A 20,698-nucleotide genomic window follows, 5' to 3' on the forward strand; every position below is an offset into this window, starting at 1 on the left:
GGGCAGGGTGGCTTCCGTGCCGCCGCTTTTGCTAACCTCGGCGAGGAACGAATCCGGGTCCGCACATGATCATCGATTGCCATGGCCACTACACCACCGCGCCGGCCGCGCATGATGCCTTTCGCCAGGCGCAGATCGCGGCGTTGAAAGACCCGTCGGCCGCGCCCAAGGAATTGCCGAAGATCAGCGACGACCAGATCCGCGACAGCCTGGAAGGCGCCCAGCTCAAGCTCCAGCGCGCCCGCGGCACCGATGTGACGATCTTCAGCCCGCGCGCCTCGGCGATGGCCCACCACATCGGCAACGAGGAGACCAGCCAGGTCTGGTCGCGGCTGTGCAACGATCTGATCGGGCGGGTGTGCGGCCTTTATCCGGAGAATTTCGTCGGCGTCTGCCAGTTGCCGCAATCGCCCGGCGTGCCGCCCGCCAACAGCGCCGCCGAGCTCGAGCGCTGCGTGAAGGAACTCGGTTTCATCGGCTGCAATCTCAATCCCGACCCATCGGGCGGGTATTGGACTTCGCCGGCCCTGACCGACCGGCACTGGTATCCGCTCTACGAGAAGATGGTCGAGCTGGATGTGCCGGCGATGATCCATGTCTCCGGCTCGTGCCACCCCGGCCTGCACGCCACCGGCGCCTATTACATCAACGCCGATACCACCGCCTTCATGCAGTTGATCGAGGGCGACCTGTTCAAGGATTTTCCGACGCTGCGTTTCGTCATCCCGCATGGCGGCGGCGCCGTGCCCTATCACTGGGGCCGCTACCGGGGCCTCGCCGACATGCTGAAGCGTCCGCCGCTCGCCGAGCATGTGATGAAGAACGTGTTCTTCGACACCTGCGTCTACCACAAGCCGGGCATCGAGCTGCTGCTTAAGGTGATCCCGCTGGAGAACATCCTGTTCGGCTCGGAGATGGTGGGCGCGGTGCGCGGCATCGATCCGGAGACCGGCCAGTATTTCGACGACACGAAGCGCTATTTTGACGCGCTCGGCCTTGACGACGAGGTCCGCGCACAGCTCTTCGAAGGCAATGCGCGGCGCGTCTATCCGCGGCTCGGCGCCGCGCTTGCGCGGGCGGCGGGGTAGGGCTTCGCCCACAGTGGGGTGGCAATGCTCCGCGGGAGGTAACAGAGGCTGCCATGGATCCCGACTATCTGCCGTTTTGCGCCAATCCGACCGAGCCCGGCTTCCGGCCGCCGCCCGGCGCGGTGGACGCCCATTGCCATGTCTTCGGCCCGGCCGACAAATTCCCCTACGCGCCCGAGCGGAAATACACACCCTGCGACGCGCCGAAGGAAAAGCTGTTCGCGCTGCGCGATTTCCTGGGCTTTTCCCGCAACGTGATCGTGCAGGCGAGCTGCCACGGCAAGAACAACGATGCGATGGTGGACGCGCTCAAGAGCGCGGGCGGCCTGGCGCGCGGCGTGGCGGTGGTCGGCGGCGATGTCACCGACGATGCACTCAAGGCGATGGACGAGGCCGGCGTGCGCGGCGTGCGGTTCAATTTCCTCCGCCGCCTGGTGGATTCCGCGCCGCGCGACGTCTTCGCCAAGATCGCCGAGCGGGTCGCCAGGCTCGGCTGGCACATCGTGGTCTATTTCGAAGCGCCCGACATGGACGACCTGACGCCCTTCCTCAAATCGCTGCCGACCACGGTGGTGATCGACCACATGGGCCGCCCCGACGTGTCGAAGCCGGTCGACGGTCCGGACTTCCAGCGCTTCGTCCGCCTCCTGGAGGACAATCCGAATTTCTGGACCAAGGTCAGCGGCGAGGAGCGCGTCACGCTTAAGGGCCCGCCTTATGATGACGTGATTCCGTTCAGTTCCTATCTGGTGCAGCGTTTCCCCGACCGCGTGTTGTGGGGCACGGACTGGCCGCATCCCAACATGAAATCGCACATGCCCGACGACGGCGTGCTGGTCGACTCGCTCGCCAAGATCGCGCCGACGCCGGCCTTGCAGAAATCCCTGCTGGTCGACAATCCGATGAGGCTGTACTGGACCCGATGACCAAGATCGAAGCGTACGAAGACATCCCCGGCACCGTGGTGTTCGACGCCCAGCGCGCGCGCAAGGGCTATCACCTGAACCAGTTCCTCTACTCGCTGATGAGCGCGGCCAACCGCAAGGAATTCCTCGCCGACGAGCACAAATACCTCGAAAAATTCCCGATGACGGAGGACCAGCGCCAGGCGGTGATGAAGCGCGCCTGGAACACCTTGCTGGCGCTCGGCGGCGTGTCCTATGCGCTGGCCAAACTCGCCTTCACCGACGAGCATTCCTATCAATACATGGCCGCCGAAATGACCGGCATGACCCAGCAGCAATATCTCGACATGATGATCGCCGGCGGCCGTTCCGTCGAAGGCTGGCGCTCGAAGAAAGCGCGCGGAGAAGCCTGATGGCCAAGATCATCGCCGGCGTCGGCACCTCGCATACCCCCGCCATCGGCGCGGCGGTCGACAACGGCAAGACCGCCGAGCCTTATTGGGCGCCGTTGTTCAAGGGCTATGAGCCCGCCAAAAAATGGATGGAAGAGGCCAAGCCGGACGTCGTGATCATGGTCTACAACGACCATGTCAACGCCTTCGACTTCAAGATCATCCCGACCTTCGCCATCGGCTGCGCCGAGGAATTTCCCATCGCCGACGAAGGCTGGGGCGCGCGGCCCGTTCCCGTCGTGAAGGGTTATCCGGAATTCGCCTCGCATCTCGTGCAGTCGCTGGTGCTCGACGAGTTCGACATCACCATCGTCAACGAGATGCTGGTCGACCACGGCCTGACCGTGCCGATGACGCTGTTGTTCGATTCGCCGAAGGAATGGCCGGTCCGCGTGATCCCGCTGGCGGTCAACGTCATCCAGTATCCGGCGCCCACCGGCAACCGCTGCTACAATCTCGGCAAGGCGATCGCGAAGGCGGTCGAGGCCTGGGACGAGGATTTGAAGGTCGTGATCTTCGGCACCGGCGGCATGTCGCACCAGATCCAGGGCCCGCGCGCCGGCCTGATCAACACGCCGTTCGACACGCGCTTCCTGGATGGCCTGACGAAGGACCCCGCGGCGCTGGCCAAGATTCCGCCGATCGAATATCTGCGCGAAGCCGGCAACGAGGCGATCGAGCTCGTCATGTGGCTGATCATGCGCGGCGCGCTGGGCGACAAGGCGGAAGAGGTCTACCGCTTCTACCATGTGCCGGCCTCGTCCACGGGCGTCGGCGCCATCATCATCGAGACCAAGGATTTCCACGATCAGCGCAAGGGGAAGGCCGTGGCATGAAGATCGTAGTGGCAGGGCAGGGCGCGTTCGGCGTCAAGCATCTCGAAGCGATCCGCAACATCCCCGGCATCGAGGTCGTGTCGCTCGCCGGCGGCCGCGCCGAGACCACCAAGCAGGTCGCCGAGAAATTCGGCATCCCGCACTGGACCACCGACCTCGCCGAAAGCCTCAAGCAGCCCGGCATCGAAGCCGCGATCCTCACCACGCCGACCCAGATGCACGCCGACCAGGGCGAGCAATGCCTGCGCGCCGGCAAGCATGTGATGATCGAGATCCCCATCGCCGACAATCTCGCCGACTCCGAGCGCCTCGTGCGCGTGCAGAAGGAGACCGGCCTGATCGCCATGGGCGGCTACACCCGCCGCTTCAATCCCAGCCATCAATGGGTGCACAAAAGGATCAAGAAGGGCGAGCTCAAGATCCAGCAGATGAACGTGCAGACCTATTTCTTCCGCCGCACCAACATGAACGCGCTCGGCCAGCCGCGCAGCTGGACCGACCATCTCCTGTGGCACCACGCCTGCCACACCGTCGATCTCTTCATGTACCAGACCGGCGAGCCGGTCACGATCGCCCGCGCCATCGAAGGCCCGATCCATCCGACCCTCGGCATCGCCATGGACATGAGTATCCAGCTCAAGACGCCGTCCGGCGCGATCTGCACCCTGTCGCTGTCGTTCAACAACGAAGGCCCGCTCGGCACCTTCTTCCGCTATATCTGCGACAACGGCACCTATATCGCGCGCTATGACGATCTGGTGGACGGCAACGAGAAGCCCATCGACCTCAAACAAGTCGACGTGTCAATGAACGGCATCGAGCTGCAGGACCGCGAATTCTTCGCCGCCATCAAGGAAGGCCGCGAGCCCAATGCCAGCGTGGCGCAGGTATTGCCCGCGATGCAGACGCTCGACCGTCTCGAAAAGAGCCTGAGCCTGCCGCAATGAGCGCAACGCGCAAGCTCGGTCCCTTCGCCGTGCCGTCCGTCGGCCTCGGCTGCATGTCGCTCAGCCACGCCTATGGCTCGCCGCCCGACGCCGAAACAGCGGCCAAGGTGCTCAACGGCGCGCTCGACATGGGCTGCACCTTTCTCGACACCGCGGCGCTCTACGGCTTCGGCGCCAACGAGACGCTGATCGGCAACACGCTGAAGGCGCGGCGCGGCGAATATGTCCTCGCCAGCAAATGCGGCATTTCCCGCAATGCCGCCGGCCAGCGCGAGATCAACGGCCGCCCCGAAGAGATCAAGAAGACCTGCGACGAAAGCCTGTCGCGCCTCCAGACCGAGGTGATCGATCTTTACTACCTGCACCGCTGGGACAAGCGCGTCCCTATTGAGGAGAGTGTCGGTGCGCTCGCCGATCTGGTCCGCGCCGGCAAGATCAAGACCATCGGCCTCTCCGAAGTCTCCGCCGCCACGCTACGCCGGGCGCATGCGGTCCATCCTGTCACCGCGCTGCAAAGCGAATATTCGCTGTGGACCCGCAATCCCGAGATCGCGACTCTTGCCGCCTGCCGGGAATTGGGCACCACTTTCGTCGCCTTCAGTCCCGTCGGCCGCGGCTTCCTCGCCGGCGGCCTGCGCGATGCCGCGGTGCTGCAAGACAAGGACATTCGCCGCGCCATGCCGCGTTTCCAGGGCGAGGCCTTCGCGGCGAACCTGAAGCTGCTCGACGGTCTCTCTGCCATCGCACGCGAGAAGGACTGCACGCTGGCGCAACTCGCGCTCGCCTGGGTGTTGTCTCGCGGCGAACACGTCGTCGCGATCCCCGGCACCACCAGCCTCGCGCACCTCACGGAGGATTTCGCCGCGCGCGACCTCGCGCTCGACGCGCCGACGCTCGCCCGCCTCGACGCGCTGGTAAACACCCGCACCGTCCGGGGCCGCCGCTACAACGCCGCGACCGAAGCCGAGATCGACACCGAGTCCGAGCCATGACCGCGCCCAGGAGCATGGCGATCATCGGCTTCGGCGAAGTGGGCCAGACCTTCGCCAGGCAATTCCACGTCGCCGGCCTGACCGACATCCGCCTGTTCGATATCCTCTTCGCCGATCCCGCCAGCATCCCGTCGCAAGCCGCCGGCCCCTGGAAGAAATGCGCCGCCGCGTCCGAAGCGGTTGCCGGCGCCGAGTTGATCGTCAGCGCCGTCACGGCCGGCTCCGACCTCGACGCGGCGCGTTCGGTTCTGCCCGGCCTCGCCGCCGGCACATGGTTCTGGGACCTGAACTCCGTCTCGCCCGGCACCAAGCGCCAGGCCGCCGCGATCGTCGCGCGCGGCCGTTATGTCGAATCCGCCGTGATGTCGTCGATCCCGCCCAAGGGCATCCGCTCGCCGATGCTGCTCGGCGGCCCGCACGCGAAGGCGTTCATCGAAGCGATGGCGTCGTTCGATCTCGACATGACGTTCTACGCCGACGAGATCGGCCAGGCCTCTGCCGTCAAGATGTGCCGCAGCGTGCTCATCAAAGGCCTCGAAGCCCTGCTCACCGAGAGCATGCTGGCGGCGCGCCATTACGGCGTCGAGCGCGATGTGCTCGCCTCGCTGAAGGATACCATCCCCCATCCCGACTGGCCCAAGCAGGCCGCCTATATGATCAGCCGCGCCCTCCTGCACGGCCGCCGCCGCGCCGAGGAGATGCGCGAGGTCACCCGCACAGTGGAAGAAGCCGGCGTCGCCCCGCTGCTCAGCGCGCCCACCGCCGAGCGCCAGGATTGGGCCGCCGTCGAAGGCGCCCGGATCGCCAAGGATCTCCTGAAGACGCCAGACCTCGAACGCCTGCTGGACGAATTGACCGCGAAGTCCTGACGCGGGAGAATTGCAACGATCAACGCCGGAGTGACGCCATGCCCGCCGTGATGCTCGAACACTACACGCTCGAATGCGCCGACCTGACGGTGACGCGCGATTTCTACGTCGACATGCTGGGCCTGAAGGAAGATTTCCGGCCGCAGATGACGTTCCCCGGCCATTGGCTCTATTGCGGCGGCGTTCCGATCGTCCATCTGATGAAGAAGGAGGCGCAGGACCGTCCCAAGGTCCAGACCGGCCGCCTCGACCACATCGCCTTCAAGAGCGAAAACCCCGACGAGCTTCTGGGCAAGCTGCGCCGCGCCGACATTCCCTACGAAGAGAACAAGGTGTGGGAGATCGGGCTGCTGCAGGTCTTCGTCTACGACCCCGACGGCTTGCAGGTCGAGCTCAACTTCCACGGCGCCCTCCCGATCGACAAGACGCGGATGCCGTCGGCGGCGTAACAAAAGCGGTGTCATGGCCCGCGAATGCGGGCCACCCAGTTGACACCTGCACCGATCGTGCACCCGTCAACTGGGTCCGCCGCATTCGCGGCGGATGACAGCGGAGCGGGGGTGCCTCACCCCGCGATATGAAAAACCCGCTCCGCGTTCCCGTGGAAAATCTTCTCCCGATCCGCCTCCGAAATCTCCGCCTCGTTCATCCATTTCACCGCCGGCGGCGACACCTGATAGGGATAGTCGATCGCCCACATGATCCGGTCCGCGCCCAAGACCTCGATGGCGTATTTCAGCGCCGGCGTGTGCTCGACCCCGCTGGTCGTGATCCAGAAATTCCGCGCGAACACTTCGCCCGGTTTCATGTTCCCAGGCACGTCGCCCCATGCCTTGTGCAGCCCGTAGATATAATCGTTGCGCCAGATGTTGTACGGGATGCTCTCGCCCATATGGCCGATCACGATCTTGAGCTTCGGGAACCGCTCGAACAGCCCGCACAGGATCATCCGCATGCAGTGCACCGACACTTCCGCCTGAAAGCCCCACAGCGCCGTATACATGCCGTAATCGCCGTACAGCGCCGCCATGTGTTTCGACGGGCAGCGCGGATGGATATAGATCGCGCGGTCCAGCGCCTCGGCGCATTCCAGGATCGGCCAGTATTTCGGATTGTCGAGATATTCGCCATTGGTGTGCGAGTTCAGGATGAAGCCGTTGAGCTTCAGCGTGTTGATCGCGCGCTGCATCTCGATCACCGCGCGCTTGGGGTCCTGCGGCGCGAACGACGCCAGCCCGGCGAAGCGTGTCGGATGGCGCGTGATCGTTTCCGCCATGCGGTCATTGGCCAGCGTCGCCATGCCCACCGCCGTGTCGGCATCGAACATCTGCACCCCGGGCGAGGTCAGCGACAGCAGATGCATCGACACATCGTCCGCATCCATGATCTCCAGCCGCTGCGCATCGTCGATGAGGCCCTTGTACAGCGGGCTCCCCGGCACCGCGGAACGGCGCGGCAGGCGCAGGTCGAGATCGTCCCAGGTGCTCCTGGTCAGCGCGAGGATCGCCGCCATGTGTTCCGGAATGCTCCACGCCTCTTCCGTCGCGATACGGCGGATATTCTTGTCGGTCGCCATGGTGTCCTCCTTCGACGCGCTACTGTTCCGGCGTCGTTGCGAAAAGGGTAGGGCGATCCGTCCTCGCCCACCGCCGCTCAGAGGAAGGAAAAAACCACTGCGAGCGAATTCCACGCGGGCCGCGATTTGTGCGATATTTCCGCGATGACCGCGAAAGAAGGCATGACCGAAACACGGCCGCCCGCCATCCGCGCGCGCCGCAGCCGCATCGGCCGCGCGGACGAGAGCACGGGCGTGCGCGTCCTGCCGCAGGAAACGCCGGTCGCCTTCACCTATGGCCACCAGACCCATGCCGTCATGCTGGCCACGCCGGCCGACCTGGAGGATTTCGCCGTCGGCTTCTCCTTCACCGAACAGATCATCGATGATCCCATCGAGATCGAGGAGCTCGAGATCGTCGATCTGCCCAATGGCATCGAGCTGCGCATGTCGCTCGCCGGCGAACGCGCCGCGGAGGTCGAAGGCCGCCGCCGCCACATGGCCGGCCCCGCCGGCTGCGGCCTCTGCGGCATCGAAAGCCTCGAAGCGGCCACCGCGCCGCCGCCGGCTGTCCGTGCCGAATTGCAGGTCGAGACCGCCGAAATCTTTCGAGCGCTGGCCACGCTGCGCGAGCATCAGCCGATCAACGACGAAACGCGCGGCGTCCACGCCGCCGGCTTCTGGTCGCCGTCGTCCCATCGGTTCGTCGCCGTGCGCGAGGATGTCGGCCGCCACAACGCGCTCGATAAGTTGATCGGCGCGCTGCTGCGCGCGGATATCGCCGCGAGCGACGGCTTCATCGTGCTGACCAGCCGCGTCTCCATCGAACTGGTCCAGAAGACCGCGAAGATCGGCTGTCCCGTGCTGGTGGCGATCTCGGTGCCGACCGCGCTCGCGCTCAAGACGGCGGAGGCCGCGAACATCACGCTGGCGGCCATCGCGCGCGACGACAGTTTCGAGATCTTCACCCATCCCCAGCGCATTCGGACGGCCGCCCATGTCGCCTGACGAGAATCTGATCTACATGGCCAACCAGATCGCCACGTTCTTTTCCACCCAGGGCGAGGCCCGTGCCGTCGCCGGCATCGGCGACCACATCCAGAAATTCTGGGACCCCAGGATGCGCAGCGACCTGCTGCGGCTTGCCCGGCAGGAAGACAGCAAGCTCAACCCGCTGGTGCAAAAAGCGTTGCCGCTGATCGCAGGTTCCTAGTGTGAGTTGTGATCAGATTTATCCAATAAATCGTCATGGCCGGCATAAAGCCGGCCATGACGAAGATTTGTTTGATGGCTTCGTGAGCGACGCGCGTTAAACCGCATCGTGTGCCAGGGCCTCGGCCCGCGCCAGATCCTCTGGCGTGTTGACGTTGAAGAACGCCTCGCTTTCACACGCGATATCGCGGATCGTGCCGCCGAGATGATCGAGCGCGCCGTGCAGGCTGCGCCAGTGCTCCTCGACGACGCCCGCACGCAGCCGCTCCAGGCACGACACCGGCCACACGGCGCACACGCCGTGCATCCGTCCTTCGCTTCGCGCCGCGACCGGCGCCTCGGGCGCATCGCGCATCAATTGCGCGACAAGATCGTCCGGCAGGAACGGCGTGTCGCACGGAAACGTCGCGAGCCACTTCGCCGTCCCGCGCGCCCATTCCAGCCCTCTCACCACGCCGGCGAGCGGCCCGGTGTCGCCCGGAAGCGAGTCGGCCAGAAGTGCAAACCGCATGCCCAGCCGCGCGCGATACGCATCCACTCTCGCTATGGGAACGCTCAGCGCCAGTTCACCAACCTGATCTTGCACGCGCCCGATCACCGCCTCGATCAGCGTCCGCCCGCGGAACGGCACGAGCGCCTTGTCGCCGCCGATCCGCGTTCCGGCGCCGCCCGCCAGGATGACGCCGGCGATCATGTCCGCCAGAAGCGCGGGAAATAGGCGGTGTCGACGCCGCCGCGGCGAAACTCCGCGTCCGCCAACAGCGCGCGATGCATGTCGAGGTTGGTCGCGATGCCTTCGATCCGGCAATCGGCCAGGGCGCGGGCCGCGCGCGCCAGCGCCTCGGCGCGGCCCTGCCCGTGCACGATGATCTTCGCCACCAGCGAATCGTAGAACGGCGGTATCGCCGAACCGGCCTCGACATGGGTGTCGACGCGCACCCCTTCGCCGGCGGGAAACACCGCGCGCGTGACCGTGCCTGGGCTGGGCCTGAAGTCGCGCAGGCAATCTTCCGCATTGATGCGGAATTCGATGGCGTGGCCCGCGAACGCGACGTCGTCCTGCGCCAGGCGCAAAGGCCGCCCATCGGCGATCGCGATCTGCTCCGCGACGAGGTCGAGTCCCGTGATCGCCTCGGTGATCGGATGCTCCACCTGGATGCGCGCGTTCATCTCCAGGAAATAGAATTCGCCGCGCTCGGCGTCGACCAGGAATTCCACCGTGCCAAGCCCGCGATAGGCCAGCGCGCGTCCGAACGCCACCGCCGCCGCGTGCAGCCGCGCGCGCAGCGCCTCGTCCAGGCCCGGCGCCTGCGCTTCCTCGACCATCTTCTGATAGCGCCGCTGGATCGAGCAATCGCGGTCGCCCAAATGGAGGACGGTCTCGCCGTCGCCGACAAGCTGCACCTCGACATGCCGCCCGCGCGCCACGAAGCGTTCCAGATAGACCCGGCCGTCCGCGAACGCCGCTTCGGCCTCCGCCGCCGCCAGCGCGATCGCATCGCGCGCGTCCCTGGGATCGAGCAGCAGCTTCATGCCCCGCCCGCCGCCGCCACCCACCGCCTTGATCAGGATCGGACAGCCGATCCGCGCGACGATGGCCTCGGCTTCTTCGATGCTGCCCGCCGCGCCGCCCGGCACCACCGGCAGGCCCGCCGCCACCGCCAGCTCACGCGCGCGCAACTTGTCGCCGACACCGGCCAGTTGCGCCGCCGTCGGCCCGATGAAGACGATCCCGGCCTCCCGCGCCTTCGCCGCCAGCACGATGCTCTCGGACAGAAACCCATAGCCCGGATGGATCGCGTCGCATCCGGTCTCAACCGCCGCTGCGACGATGGCCGCCGCGTTCAGATAGCTTTGCCCCGGCGGCGCCGGCCCGATGCAGACGACGCGGTCGGCGCGCCGCGCCGGCACCGCGTCCAGATCGGCAGCCGACGCCGCGAGCACCGTCTCGATGCCGAGCCTGGCGCAGGTCTCGATGATCCGGACCGCGATCTCGCCGCGATTGGCGACCAGGATGCGCCGGATCATGGCGTCAGGCGCAGGATCATCAGGACGCGATCCTGCTCGACGAATTCGCCGTTCTGTGCCGCGATCGACTCGATGATGCCGCGCGCCCCCGCCGGCACCGAATTCATCAGCTTCATCGTCTCGACGATGCCGATGGCGGTGTCCGGCTCGACCGCCGATCCGACTTCGACGAAGGGCGCGGCGCCCGGCTTGGGCGCGCGGTAGAACGTCCCCATGAGCGGCGGCCGGATCGCGACGGTGCCGGGCGCCAGCGCGGCGGCCGCTTCTTTCGCAACCGCGAGCACCGGACCGGCCGGCGCCGTGGCGCGCGTTTCGTTTTCCTGCGTCCAGCCGCCGGCGCCGGAGCGGCGCAGCGTCAGCTTGAACTTGTCGGTCTCCAGGCGAAGCTCGTCGAACGCCGACTTGTCGAGCAGGCCCACGATCTCGGCCACGTCCTCGCGGGTGAGGTTCATCGCCGCCTCAGCGCTTGCCGGCGAAGGCGGCGAAGATGTGATCGACGGCCCGCGCCTTGGGCGCGATCACCGGCTGGGCGTCGCGCTTGCTCCACACCGTCTCGGGTCGGCTTTGCAGCAGGAAGATCTCCGCCTTCGGTCCGCGCGCCACCGCCCATTCGATGTCCTGCGGCTTGCCGTAATAGCGCTCGACGCGCCGTCCGATCTCCGCCAGCGCCGCGATCTCGCCGTCCGCCAGGCAGGGCAGGGCGCGCTCGGCCTCGGGCACCTCGGTCACCACCACGCCGCCGGCGTCGAAATCGGGCAGATGCTGCACCGCCTTGTCGGCCACCGCGCGTCCGCTGATCTCGCCCGTCACCTTGCCGACGATGTACTTGTCCGGCGTGACCTCGCCGCCGACGATCGCCGAGCCCAGGCCATAGGCGCCCTCGATCACGATGACGGAGCGGTCGCCCGTCGTCGGGCTGCGCGTGAACATCACGCCGGAGCAGCGCGAGTCCACCATCTTCTGCACGACCACGCCCATCGCGAGGCCGTCCTCGCTCAGCTTCAGCCGCAGGCGATAATTGAGCGACTCGACGCTGTAGAGGCTCGCCCAGCAGCGGCGCACATGCGCCAGCACGCTCTCAGGTCCGCGCAGCCACAGATAGGTGTCCTGCAGCCCGGCGAAGCTCGCATCCTCGCCGTCCTCGCTCGTCGCGCTGGAGCGTACCGCCAGCGGCTGCGACGGATCGCCGGCGCACAGCGCGGCATGCGCCGCCAAGATCGCGCCTTCGACATCCTCGGGAAAACGCGCCGCCTCGATCCGCTCGCGGATCGCGCGGCTCGCGGCATCGATGGCCGGAAGATCGTCCGCTTGCAGTTCCGCCAGCGCGCGCCGCACATCCGCGCCGGCGCCGGTCGCCGCCATGAACCGTTCGAACGCGGCGGTAGCGACGACGAAGCCGGGCGGCGGCGCGATGCCGGCGCGCGTCAGCTCGCCCAGATTCGCGCCCTTGCCGCCGACCGACAGGCGGTCGCCAAGACCGATCTCGCTGAAGGCCAGCACGAAGTTCATGCGTGACACCACACCTTTGTCCGGCGGCAATGCAAAGCCGCTCGCCCATCGTTAGCAGGCGTCGCCGCGCCCGCCAACGCTCCGTTCGCTCGGCCTCTCCGGTTTTCCTGCAACAGCGCGTTTTAGTGCGCAGTTGGTGGAGTAGCTGCGCCACCAGGGCGGGAAGCTCCCTCGCGACCGCCGTGACGCGGGGCCAGAGCGGAGGCGCGCGAGCGATGAGAGACGTCGAAGGCAAGACCGCCTTCATCACCGGCGGCGCCAGCGGCATCGGGCTCGGCATGGCAAAGGTGTTCGCCGCCGCCGGCATGAAGGTGGTGATCGCCGACATCCGCCAGGATCACATCGACGCGGCGATGGCGCAGTTCTCCGCGACCAATCTGCGCGTCCATCCCATCCGTCTCGACGTGACCGACCGCGCCGCGCTGGCATCCGCCGCCGACGAGGCCGAGCGCGTCTTCGGAAACGTCCACGTCGTCTGCAACAATGCCGGCATCAACCTGTTCGCGCCGATGGACGAATGCACCTATGAGGATTGGGACTGGGTGATGGGCGTCAATCTCGGCGGCGTCGTCAACGGCGTGCGCACTTTCGTGCCGCGCATCAAGAAGCACGGCGAGGGCGGCCAGGTCGTCAACACCGCCTCGATGGCCGCCTTCATCACCGGCCCCGCCGCGGGCATCTACACCGCGTCGAAATTCGCCGTGCGGGGCCTCAGCGAAAGCCTGCGCTGGAGTCTGGCGCCGCACAATATCGGCGTCTCGGTGCTGTGCCCCGGTCTCGTCAACACCGCGATCCACGAGAGCGACATGGTCCGCCCGGCGAGCCTGTCGCGCAACAAGGGTCCGGTGGACGAAGAGTTCATGGTGCATCTCCCCGACATCAACAAGGCGGGGATGGATCCGGTCGAGGTTGGCGAGAAGGTGCTGGCCGGCATCCGGCGCAACGACCTCCATATCTTCCCGCATCCCGAATTCCGCGAGGAGCTGCGCGAGATTTTCAACGACATATTGTCGGAGCTGCCGGAAGGCCCGGTCGATCCCAAGCGGCTCGCGATCGAGCAATTCCGCCGCGAGACCGTTGCCAAAGCCAAGCTGCATTAGGCGCCGACATGATCGGATGCGATGCACGCCGTGCGGATCGAGCGGCGATGTCCCTAGCGATCGATGCGCCGCAGAAGGCCCAGAAGGTCGGCGATTTCGGCCTTGCCGACGCATTCGGCGATCCACTTCTCGTGCTCGGCGACCGCGGCACGCGATTGCGCCAGCACCTTCTGGCCCTTCGGCGTCAGGTAGAGCTCCTGGCGGCGCCCGTCGCTGCTGGAGCGCTCGCGGATCAGGAGCTGGCGGTCGGCCAGCCGGTCGATGATCGCCATCATCGAGGCGCGGTCCATGCCGAGCTCGTTCGCCAGCGTCACCTGCGAGATGCCGCCATTGGCGCCGATCATCCACAGCACGCCGGTCTGCTTCTGGGTCAGGTCGAGCTTGGCCATGATCGACGCGAAGCGCCGCGAGATCGCGACATAGGCCATCCGCATGCGAAAGCCGACCAGGCCGTCCAGATTGGCGCGGTCGACCCTGGGTTTGCCGGCGGATGCGCCGCCATTGGTTTTGCGGACGCGCGAAGCGGGCGTGTCTTTTGTCAGCATCGCGGGTCTTCGAGAACTTTCGGTTGCGGCGGGCGGGTGCCTTCGCTCTTACAGGAACGCCCCCGCCGGATGCAATCCGCGCGCGCGAGCGATGTGACCGGTTTGGGCCGCCAGGCGCGACGCGCCCGGGCATTTTCGGCGCGCTGCAGCGCACATAACGTAACGGAATGCAGGCCGCGCCGCCTTGCAGGCCGCTCGAACGGGGGGAAACGATGAGATCCGTGATCGCGCGCCGGGCGAGGGTCCGGTGAGCAAGCCCGACGACGCGCCGCCGCCCGCCCTCGGCGGCTACCGCTGGTACGCGCTGGCCGTCCTGACGGCGGCGCTGGCGCTCAGCCTGCTCGACCGGCAGATCCTCACCATCCTGGCCGGGCCCATCAAGGCGGATCTGGGCCTGTCCGACGCCGAGTTCGGCCTGCTCTACGGCACCACCTTCGCGGTGTTCTATTCGCTGTTCGGCATTCCGCTCGGCCGTGTCGCCGACGTCTGGCTGCGCGGCAGGCTGATGGCGCTGGGGCTGATCGGCTGGTCGGCGATGACCATGTTCAGCGGCTTCGCCGCCAACCTCACCCAGCTCGTCATCGCGCGCATGGGCGTGGGCGTCGGCGAGGCGACCGCCAATTCGGCGACCTATTCGCTGCTCTCCGATTATTTCCCCAAGGAGCAGCGCGCCACCGCCATCGCGCTCTATTCCTGCGGCGTCTCCTTCGGCCTCGGCGGCTCGCTGTGGTTCGGCGGCAGCATCGTCGATCTGTGGCACGGCTGGTTCGGCGCCGGCGGCGCGCCGCTCGGCCTCAAAGCCTGGCAGGCGGCGTTCGTCATCGTCGGTCTGCCGGGATTTCCCGTCGCCGCGCTTCTGTGGTGGGTGCGCGAGCCCAAGCGCGGCGCCGCCGACGGCCTGGTGCAGACGGTCGCCGGCAAACCCTTTCCCGCCTTCCTGGCCGAGCTTCTCGCCATCGTGCCGCCGCTGACGCTGGCCAATCTGTTCGTCCTCAAGGCGCCACGCCGCATCTGGATAACGCATCTGCTGGTGCTCGCCGCAATCGCGGCCGCCGCGGTCGCGCTGATCGATTTCACCAACGGCATCGTGCCGGCGGCCAAGCGCCATGTGCTGTTCGACATCGGCGGCCTCGTGATCACCGGCCACACCGTGCAATGGACCGCGCTCGGCGTCGGGCTCTACGGCGTGTTCTCCTGGGCGCAGTCGCTGCGGCTGCGCGACGCGCCGGCCTATGCGCTGATCTTCCGGTCCCCGGCGATGCTCGGCCTGATGGGCGCCGCCTCGTTCAACATGATCCTCAATTACGGCCTGACCTCCTGGGCGCCGTTCTACGCCGTCACCACCTACAAGCTGTCGCTGGCGCGCGTCGGCTTCGAGATGGGGCTGGTCGCTGCCTCGGCTGGGCTGATCGGCACCTATCTCGGCGGCGTGCTGGCGGATTGGGCGCGCCGCCGCTCGCCGCGCGGCCGGCTCTATGTCTCGCTCGCGGCCATGGTCGGCTCGGTGCCGATCGCGCCCGCCATGCTCGCGGCGCCGACGCTGGAGATCATGATGGCGTGGTGGCTGATACTCGGCACCATCGTCACCGCCTGGCTCGCCGGCCTGGCGGCGGCGACGCAGGAGCTGGTCCTGCCGCGCATGCGCGGCACCGCGGCGGCGGCGCTGACCCTCGCCATGACGATGTTCGGCCTCGGCCTCGGTCCTTACACCGTCGGGCTCGTCAGCGACACGACGGGCAATCTGTATGTCGCGATGCTCAGCGTCTATGCCGCGATCCCGCTGGTGATCCTCTGCATGGCGGTGGCGATCCGCCACATCGCCGCGACGGAGGCCAATCTCGTCGCGCTCGCCCGCGCCGCCGGCGAGCCGGTCTGACCGCGGATTTCGTACGTTGAACATACGATTTCTTCCGCCGCTATCGGCGCATCGTGGGCAAACCCCATCCGCGATAGCGCCTGGGATACAATGTCAGCCCAAAAAATCACGAGAAAGTGCGCTTCCTGGCGGGTAGCGGGACTGCCCAGTTAGATATCCCACGATCTCCCACTTGCCGTGTGGGCGGCCGTTCGCTTGACCATTTCGTATGTCGCGCATACGAATCGCCGCCGAGGAACCCAGGGAGGCGGCGACATGGAAAGCCATGCGCTTGTCGACGAGATCGCCGATTACTGCCGCAAGCACGGCCTGGCCGAATCCACTTTCGGCCGGCTCGCGATCAACGACGGCAAGCTGATGAGCCGGCTGCGCACCGGCGGCCGCGTCACCCACGAGACGCTCGAACGCATGCAGGTCTTCATGCGCACGGTCGAGCAGCCCCTGCGCCGCCGGCCCACCGCCTATGCCAACGGCCATGCCCGCGTCGCGCGGCTGTCGATGGCCGCGCCCGGCCGCGACCCGGAGGCGAAATTCCGCTTCTACGACAATCGCCAGAAATACCTGCTGTTCGTCACGACCTGTTCCGAGAAATGGGTCATCGCCGACCGCGTCAGCCACGAGCTTTCCAACATCCATCCCCAGCCGCCCGCGGTCCGCCTGTTCGACGCCGGCGTCGGCGACGGCACCATCCTGACGCGCGTCATGCGCGCGATGCATCATCGCTTCCCCGCCGTGCCGTTCCACATCGTCGGCAAGGAGATCAGCCTGGAGGACGTGCGCCTCACGCTGGAGAAGATGCCCGACCGCTTCTTCGAGCATCCCGCGACCTGCCTCGTCATGACCAACATGAACTACACCGAGGCGCCCTGGCTGACGCCGAAATCGGTGGCGGCGGCGCAGAGCATGGTGTGGCACGAGCTGGTGCTGGCCGGCGACACGGCGCACGATTTCGAACGGCAGATCGCCGAGCTGCAGCCCTTCCTGTCGCGGAACTGGGGCGCCCAGATCAGCCCGCGCTCGGGCAATCCGGTCTATGAAAAGCCGGTGGCGCTGGTGATCTATCGCGCCGACTACAAATTCCTGCTCGACGCGGTGCGGCCGCGCCAGGGCGTGCCGAAGGCGGACTACGACCTCGTCATCGCCTCGCAGCCCTATCGCGCCCGCGCCCCGCTGGACTTCCGCGCCCGCCGGGTGATCGCGCCCTTGGTGCGCGCGCTCGGCCCCGGCGGCCGCCTGCTCGGCATCCATTCGCACGGCGACGATCCGGGCCTCGAGATCATCCGCAAGGTCTGGCCGGACGAGAATCCGTTCACCGTCGACCGCCATCAATTGCTGCGCGTCGTGAAAGAGGAGCTCGGCAAGGACGCGCGCGACGTGACGTTCCACGCCAACGCCGACGCGCGTTCGCTGTTTCGCTACGACATGCACACGCTGCCGAACGAAATCAGCAGCCACATGGGCACCTCGACGCTGCTCGCGGCATGGAACGCGGCGATCTTCGTCGCCCAGATCGACGACGAGCGCCTGGCTGGCGCGATGGCGAGCGATGCCTATCTCGAAGCGACGCAGGAGGTCGTGCACAAGCATGGCGGCCTGTGGTTCTGGGACGAGTCCTTCATCATCTCGCGCCGCCAGGACCGGCTGTAGGATCGGTCCGCCGCTTGTTATGGCGCCAGCGCTGTCGCCACATAGATCAGCGCCGCCCCCAACACCGTCATGATCGTGGTGAGGAATTTGGGATGCGCGTGCTGGCTTTCCGGTACCAGGTCGCTGGCGCCGAGATAAAGAAACAACCCCGCGAACACCGCCAGCACGGTCGCGAAAGCCGGCCCCGCCGGATGCACGAGAAAGGTGAGGCCGACGCCCACCGCCGGCGCCACGGCATCGGCGAACAGCCAGCGCAGTCCGTCGCTCCGCGTTCCGCCGTTCTTCAACACGACGTTCATCGTGTTGATCCCGTCGGAGAAATCATGCGTCACCACCGCGATCGCCACCGTCAGCCCGATTGTGGCCGACACCTGGAAGGCGAAGCCGACCGCCAGCCCGTCGAACACGCTGTGCGCCACCAGCGTGACGGCGCCGAGCGCGCTGCGCGGCGGCGCGTGGCTGTGTCCATGGCCGTGATCCTCGCCCGCGTCATGGCCGTGCAGCAGCGCGACGCGGTCGAGCAGCAGGTAGAACAGGAACCCTGCCGCCACCCAGACCATCGTCGCCGCCGGATCGGCCGGCGCCAGGCGCACCGCCTCGGGCAAAAGATCGAAGAACGCGACGCCCACCACCGCGCCGGCGCTGAAGCCCAGGATCAGGTGGAGCCGGTCCTTGAGGCGCAGGGCGACAAGGCCGCCCAGCATCGTCGCCGCGAAAGCGGCCGACGCGATCAACAATGAAGCCATGGACGGGTTGCGTGCGGTTGCGTGTCTCGTGGGTCATACCATAGCATTCGTTTTCCGACGCACGGGATGATCATGGCCGCCGCCAAGAAGCGCACAGCGAAAAAAGCGAAAAAGAAGAAGGTCGCCAAGCCGGTCCGCAAGACCGCGCCGGCGCGCAGGAAGGCGCCTGCCAAAAAGAAGGCTCCGGCCAGGAAGAAGCGCCCGGTCAAACGCAAGAGCCCGCCGAAGCGCCGGCCCGATCCGGTGGACGAATCGTCCGACGAGAGCTTTCCCGCCAGCGATCCGCCGGCCTGGACGCCCGTCACCGGCGAAGGGTGACCGCGCCGGCCCGCGTTTAGCCTTGCCTGCGGCGGATTTTCTCTCCATACCGATCCCGGTTCTGTTCCGGAGACTCTATCGCGCGTCGCGCGTGGAAGGCCGCGCATGAAGATCAAGCTGCACAAGGGCGATCTGCCCGCCAATCTCGACCTCGGCCCGCTCGTCGCCATCGACAGCGAGACCCTGGGCCTCAACCCGTTCCGCGACCGGCTGTGCTTGGTGCAGCTCTCCGCCGGCGACGGCGTATGCCACGCGGTCCAGTTCGCGCCCGGCGAATACGCCGCGCCCAATCTGAAAAAGTTGCTGGCCGACCCGAACGTGACCAAGCTGTTCCACTTCGCGCGCTTCGATGTCGCCATGTTCCGCCGATATCTCGGCGTCGTCACCGCGCCGATCTACTGCACCAAGATCGCCTCCAAGCTGGTTCGGACGTACACGGACAAACACGGCCTGAAGGACCTTGTGAAGGAACTCCTCGGCGTCGATCTGTCGAAGGAGCAGCAGAGCTCCGACTGGGGCGCCCCCGTGCTGACCGAGAAGCAGCTCGCCTACGCCGCCAACGACGTCGCCTTCCTGCACCGGCTCAAGGATGCGCTCGACGCCATGCTGGCGCGCGAGCACCGCACGGCGCTGGCCAAGGCCTGCTTCGACTTCCTCCCCGCCCGCGCCGAGCTCGACCTCGCCGGCTGGGGAGACGTGGATATTTTCGCGCATTGATCGCCGCGCCTTTCCTCCCCCGCTGTCGCGGGGGAGGTGGCATGCCGTAGCGAAGCGAAGGCATGACGGAGGGGGCCGACGCCAGCACTGGCCCCCTCCGCCTCGCTGCGCTCGGCAACTCCCCCGCCACAGCGGGGGGGAGGAAGTTTGGTAAACGCCCCGTTTACCGCGCCGCAATAAAGTAACTTGAACCGGCCGCCCGGCTGAGACACATTTGGCACGATTTTCGCTTACAAGCGCGATCCGCCGAGGTCGCGACCGGGACAAGAAAGGCGAGCCACACGGGCATCGCCAATAAAAACAAGGGACTCCATGACGCCCGCCAAGATCCGTAGCGTCCGTCCGGCTGCCGTCAAAGCCCGCGACATCGCCGCCGCGCGCCGGGTCTTGCGCCACGCCACAGACGCCATCACGGTGCTCGGCGAGACGCTGAACGGCGAGTTCTCCCGCGCCATCGACGCCATCCTCGCGGTCAAGGGCCGCGTGATCGTCAGCGGCATGGGCAAGTCGGGCCACGTCGCGCGCAAGATCGCCGCCACGCTCGCCTCCACCGGCACCCCGGCCTTGTTCCTGCACCCCGCCGAAGCCAGCCATGGCGACCTCGGCATGGTCACGCGCGCCGACGCGCTTCTGATGCTGTCCAATTCCGGCGAGACCGCCGAGCTGACCGATCTCATCACCTACGGCAAGCGGCTTTCCATTCCGCTGATCGGCATGGCGAACAATCCCGACTCGCGCCTGCTCCAGGCTTCCGACATCCCGCTCCTCCTGCCCAAGGCGCAGGAGGCCTGCCCGATGGGCCTGGCGCCGACGACCTCGACCACGATGATGCTGGCGCTCGGCGACGCGCTGGCGGTGGCGCTGATGGAGCGGCGCGGCTTCTCCGCCGACCAGTATCGCGATTTCCATCCCGCCGGCGCGCTCGGCAAGAAACTGATCCGCGTCGGCGACATCATGCACAAGGGCGAGGAACTGCCGCTGGTCGGGCCGCAAACGCCGATGCGCGAGGCGATCATGGTGATGACCTCGGCCAAGTTCGGCATCGCCGGCTATGCCGGCGTGGTCGACGACACGGGCAGCCTCATCGGCATCATCACCGACGGCGATCTGCGCCGCCACATGGAAGACGACCTGCTCAACAAGCGGGCCGAGGGCGTGATGACGCCCAGGCCGAAGACCGTGGGGCCGGACATGCTGGCCTCCGAGGCGCTCACCTTCATGAACGCCAGGCCGCCGAAAGTGACCTATCTCTTCGTCGTCGATCCGAAGGACGAGCTGCGCCGCCCGGTCGGCTTCCTCAGCGTGCACGACATCCTGCGCGCGGGCCTTTCGTGAGGTCGAGGCGCGACACCGTGG

At 66.9% G+C, this 20,698-nt stretch carries 23 protein-coding genes; 16 read left to right on the forward strand and 7 right to left on the reverse strand.

Features of this window, described 5'->3' with window-relative positions; all coding sequences use genetic code 11:
* Positions 1 to 65 precede the first annotated feature (65 nt).
* The 8 genes from WDM86_04110 to WDM86_04145 are packed head-to-tail and all read left to right on the forward strand — an operon-like array spanning position 66 to position 6,538.
* Positions 66 to 1,088, forward strand: a complete 1,023-nt coding sequence (locus WDM86_04110; GenBank protein ID MEI9989202.1) for an amidohydrolase family protein — start codon at positions 66 to 68, stop codon at positions 1,086 to 1,088.
* 53 nt (positions 1,089 to 1,141) lie between these two features.
* Complete coding sequence (locus WDM86_04115; protein MEI9989203.1) at positions 1,142 to 2,014, forward strand: amidohydrolase family protein; 873 nt, start codon at positions 1,142 to 1,144, stop codon at positions 2,012 to 2,014.
* Entirely contained in the window at positions 2,011 to 2,406 is a 396-nt protein-coding gene (gene ligA, locus WDM86_04120) for a protocatechuate 4,5-dioxygenase subunit alpha (protein ID MEI9989204.1), read from the forward strand. Before WDM86_04115 ends, ligA begins: the two co-directional genes overlap by 4 nt.
* The gene (locus tag WDM86_04125; protein ID MEI9989205.1) at positions 2,406 to 3,281 is read left to right on the forward strand and encodes a class III extradiol dioxygenase subunit beta; all 876 of its coding nucleotides are present in this window, start codon (positions 2,406 to 2,408) and stop codon (positions 3,279 to 3,281) included. The genes ligA and WDM86_04125 overlap by 1 nt, the downstream gene beginning before the upstream one ends.
* Positions 3,278 to 4,228, forward strand: coding sequence for a Gfo/Idh/MocA family oxidoreductase (locus WDM86_04130; GenBank protein MEI9989206.1), 951 nt, complete (start codon positions 3,278 to 3,280; stop codon positions 4,226 to 4,228). The genes WDM86_04125 and WDM86_04130 overlap by 4 nt, the downstream gene beginning before the upstream one ends.
* Positions 4,225 to 5,220: an aldo/keto reductase gene (locus WDM86_04135; GenBank protein MEI9989207.1), complete on the forward strand. Its 996-nt coding sequence runs from the start codon at positions 4,225 to 4,227 to the stop codon at positions 5,218 to 5,220. Before WDM86_04130 ends, WDM86_04135 begins: the two co-directional genes overlap by 4 nt.
* Positions 5,217 to 6,089, forward strand: a complete 873-nt coding sequence (locus WDM86_04140) for a DUF1932 domain-containing protein (protein MEI9989208.1) — start codon at positions 5,217 to 5,219, stop codon at positions 6,087 to 6,089. The genes WDM86_04135 and WDM86_04140 overlap by 4 nt, the downstream gene beginning before the upstream one ends.
* A gap of 38 nt (positions 6,090 to 6,127) precedes the next feature.
* Positions 6,128 to 6,538 carry a VOC family protein gene (locus tag WDM86_04145; GenBank protein MEI9989209.1) on the forward strand — a complete coding sequence of 137 codons (411 nt, stop codon included), beginning with the start codon at positions 6,128 to 6,130 and terminating at the stop codon, positions 6,536 to 6,538.
* Positions 6,539 to 6,654: 116 nt separating this feature from the next.
* Here WDM86_04145 and WDM86_04150 read toward each other — a convergent pair whose 3' ends face one another.
* Entirely contained in the window at positions 6,655 to 7,665 is a 1,011-nt protein-coding gene (locus tag WDM86_04150) for an amidohydrolase family protein (protein MEI9989210.1), read from the reverse strand.
* Positions 7,666 to 7,827: 162 nt separating this feature from the next.
* Here WDM86_04150 and fdhD point away from each other — a divergent pair, with 162 nt between their 5' ends.
* Positions 7,828 to 8,652 carry a formate dehydrogenase accessory sulfurtransferase FdhD gene (gene fdhD / locus WDM86_04155; GenBank protein ID MEI9989211.1) on the forward strand — a complete coding sequence of 275 codons (825 nt, stop codon included), beginning with the start codon at positions 7,828 to 7,830 and terminating at the stop codon, positions 8,650 to 8,652.
* Complete coding sequence (locus tag WDM86_04160) at positions 8,642 to 8,857, forward strand: formate dehydrogenase subunit delta (GenBank protein ID MEI9989212.1); 216 nt, start codon at positions 8,642 to 8,644, stop codon at positions 8,855 to 8,857. Before fdhD ends, WDM86_04160 begins: the two co-directional genes overlap by 11 nt.
* 96 nt (positions 8,858 to 8,953) lie before the next feature.
* On the opposite strand, the gene mobA is transcribed toward WDM86_04160, so the two are convergent.
* The 4 genes from mobA to WDM86_04180 are packed head-to-tail and all read right to left on the reverse strand — an operon-like array spanning position 8,954 to position 12,393.
* Positions 8,954 to 9,550 carry a molybdenum cofactor guanylyltransferase MobA gene (gene mobA / locus WDM86_04165; protein MEI9989213.1) on the reverse strand — a complete coding sequence of 199 codons (597 nt, stop codon included), beginning with the start codon at positions 9,548 to 9,550 and terminating at the stop codon, positions 8,954 to 8,956.
* Entirely contained in the window at positions 9,547 to 10,884 is a 1,338-nt protein-coding gene (locus WDM86_04170; protein ID MEI9989214.1) for a biotin carboxylase N-terminal domain-containing protein, read from the reverse strand. The genes mobA and WDM86_04170 overlap by 4 nt, the downstream gene beginning before the upstream one ends.
* Positions 10,881 to 11,336 carry a biotin/lipoyl-containing protein gene (locus tag WDM86_04175; protein MEI9989215.1) on the reverse strand — a complete coding sequence of 152 codons (456 nt, stop codon included), beginning with the start codon at positions 11,334 to 11,336 and terminating at the stop codon, positions 10,881 to 10,883. The genes WDM86_04170 and WDM86_04175 overlap by 4 nt, the downstream gene beginning before the upstream one ends.
* A gap of 7 nt (positions 11,337 to 11,343) precedes the next feature.
* Positions 11,344 to 12,393 carry a PEP/pyruvate-binding domain-containing protein gene (locus WDM86_04180; protein MEI9989216.1) on the reverse strand — a complete coding sequence of 350 codons (1,050 nt, stop codon included), beginning with the start codon at positions 12,391 to 12,393 and terminating at the stop codon, positions 11,344 to 11,346.
* A 215-nt stretch (positions 12,394 to 12,608) separates the two neighbouring features.
* On the opposite strand from WDM86_04180, the gene WDM86_04185 reads away from it, so the two are divergent.
* On the forward strand, positions 12,609 to 13,493 hold the full coding sequence (locus tag WDM86_04185) for an SDR family NAD(P)-dependent oxidoreductase (protein MEI9989217.1): 885 nt from the start codon (positions 12,609 to 12,611) through the stop codon (positions 13,491 to 13,493).
* Positions 13,494 to 13,546: 53 nt separating this feature from the next.
* Here WDM86_04185 and WDM86_04190 read toward each other — a convergent pair whose 3' ends face one another.
* Positions 13,547 to 14,038 (reverse strand): MarR family transcriptional regulator, encoded by a 492-nt coding sequence (locus WDM86_04190; protein ID MEI9989218.1) that lies wholly within the window; start codon positions 14,036 to 14,038, stop codon positions 13,547 to 13,549.
* Between the two features lie 247 nt (positions 14,039 to 14,285).
* On the opposite strand from WDM86_04190, the gene WDM86_04195 reads away from it, so the two are divergent.
* Positions 14,286 to 15,914: an MFS transporter gene (locus tag WDM86_04195; protein MEI9989219.1), complete on the forward strand. Its 1,629-nt coding sequence runs from the start codon at positions 14,286 to 14,288 to the stop codon at positions 15,912 to 15,914.
* A 255-nt stretch (positions 15,915 to 16,169) separates the two neighbouring features.
* A complete protein-coding gene (locus tag WDM86_04200) occupies positions 16,170 to 17,561 on the forward strand; it encodes a hypothetical protein (GenBank protein ID MEI9989220.1) in 1,392 nt (463 codons plus the stop codon).
* A gap of 17 nt (positions 17,562 to 17,578) precedes the next feature.
* On the opposite strand, the gene WDM86_04205 is transcribed toward WDM86_04200, so the two are convergent.
* Positions 17,579 to 18,307, reverse strand: coding sequence for a ZIP family metal transporter (locus tag WDM86_04205; protein MEI9989221.1), 729 nt, complete (start codon positions 18,305 to 18,307; stop codon positions 17,579 to 17,581).
* Between the two features lie 72 nt (positions 18,308 to 18,379).
* Between WDM86_04205 and WDM86_04210 the strand changes: the two genes are divergently transcribed.
* The 3 genes from WDM86_04210 to WDM86_04220 all read left to right on the forward strand — a co-directional run bounded on the left by WDM86_04210 (position 18,380) and on the right by WDM86_04220 (position 20,677).
* Positions 18,380 to 18,625 (forward strand): hypothetical protein, encoded by a 246-nt coding sequence (locus tag WDM86_04210; GenBank protein ID MEI9989222.1) that lies wholly within the window; start codon positions 18,380 to 18,382, stop codon positions 18,623 to 18,625.
* Positions 18,626 to 18,730: 105 nt separating this feature from the next.
* Complete coding sequence (locus WDM86_04215; GenBank protein MEI9989223.1) at positions 18,731 to 19,342, forward strand: hypothetical protein; 612 nt, start codon at positions 18,731 to 18,733, stop codon at positions 19,340 to 19,342.
* A gap of 312 nt (positions 19,343 to 19,654) precedes the next feature.
* Positions 19,655 to 20,677 carry a KpsF/GutQ family sugar-phosphate isomerase gene (locus tag WDM86_04220; GenBank protein ID MEI9989224.1) on the forward strand — a complete coding sequence of 341 codons (1,023 nt, stop codon included), beginning with the start codon at positions 19,655 to 19,657 and terminating at the stop codon, positions 20,675 to 20,677.
* Positions 20,678 to 20,698 lie beyond the last annotated feature (21 nt).

The organism is Rhizomicrobium sp. (assembly GCA_037200045.1).
GTDB lineage: Bacteria > Pseudomonadota > Alphaproteobacteria > Micropepsales > Micropepsaceae > Rhizomicrobium.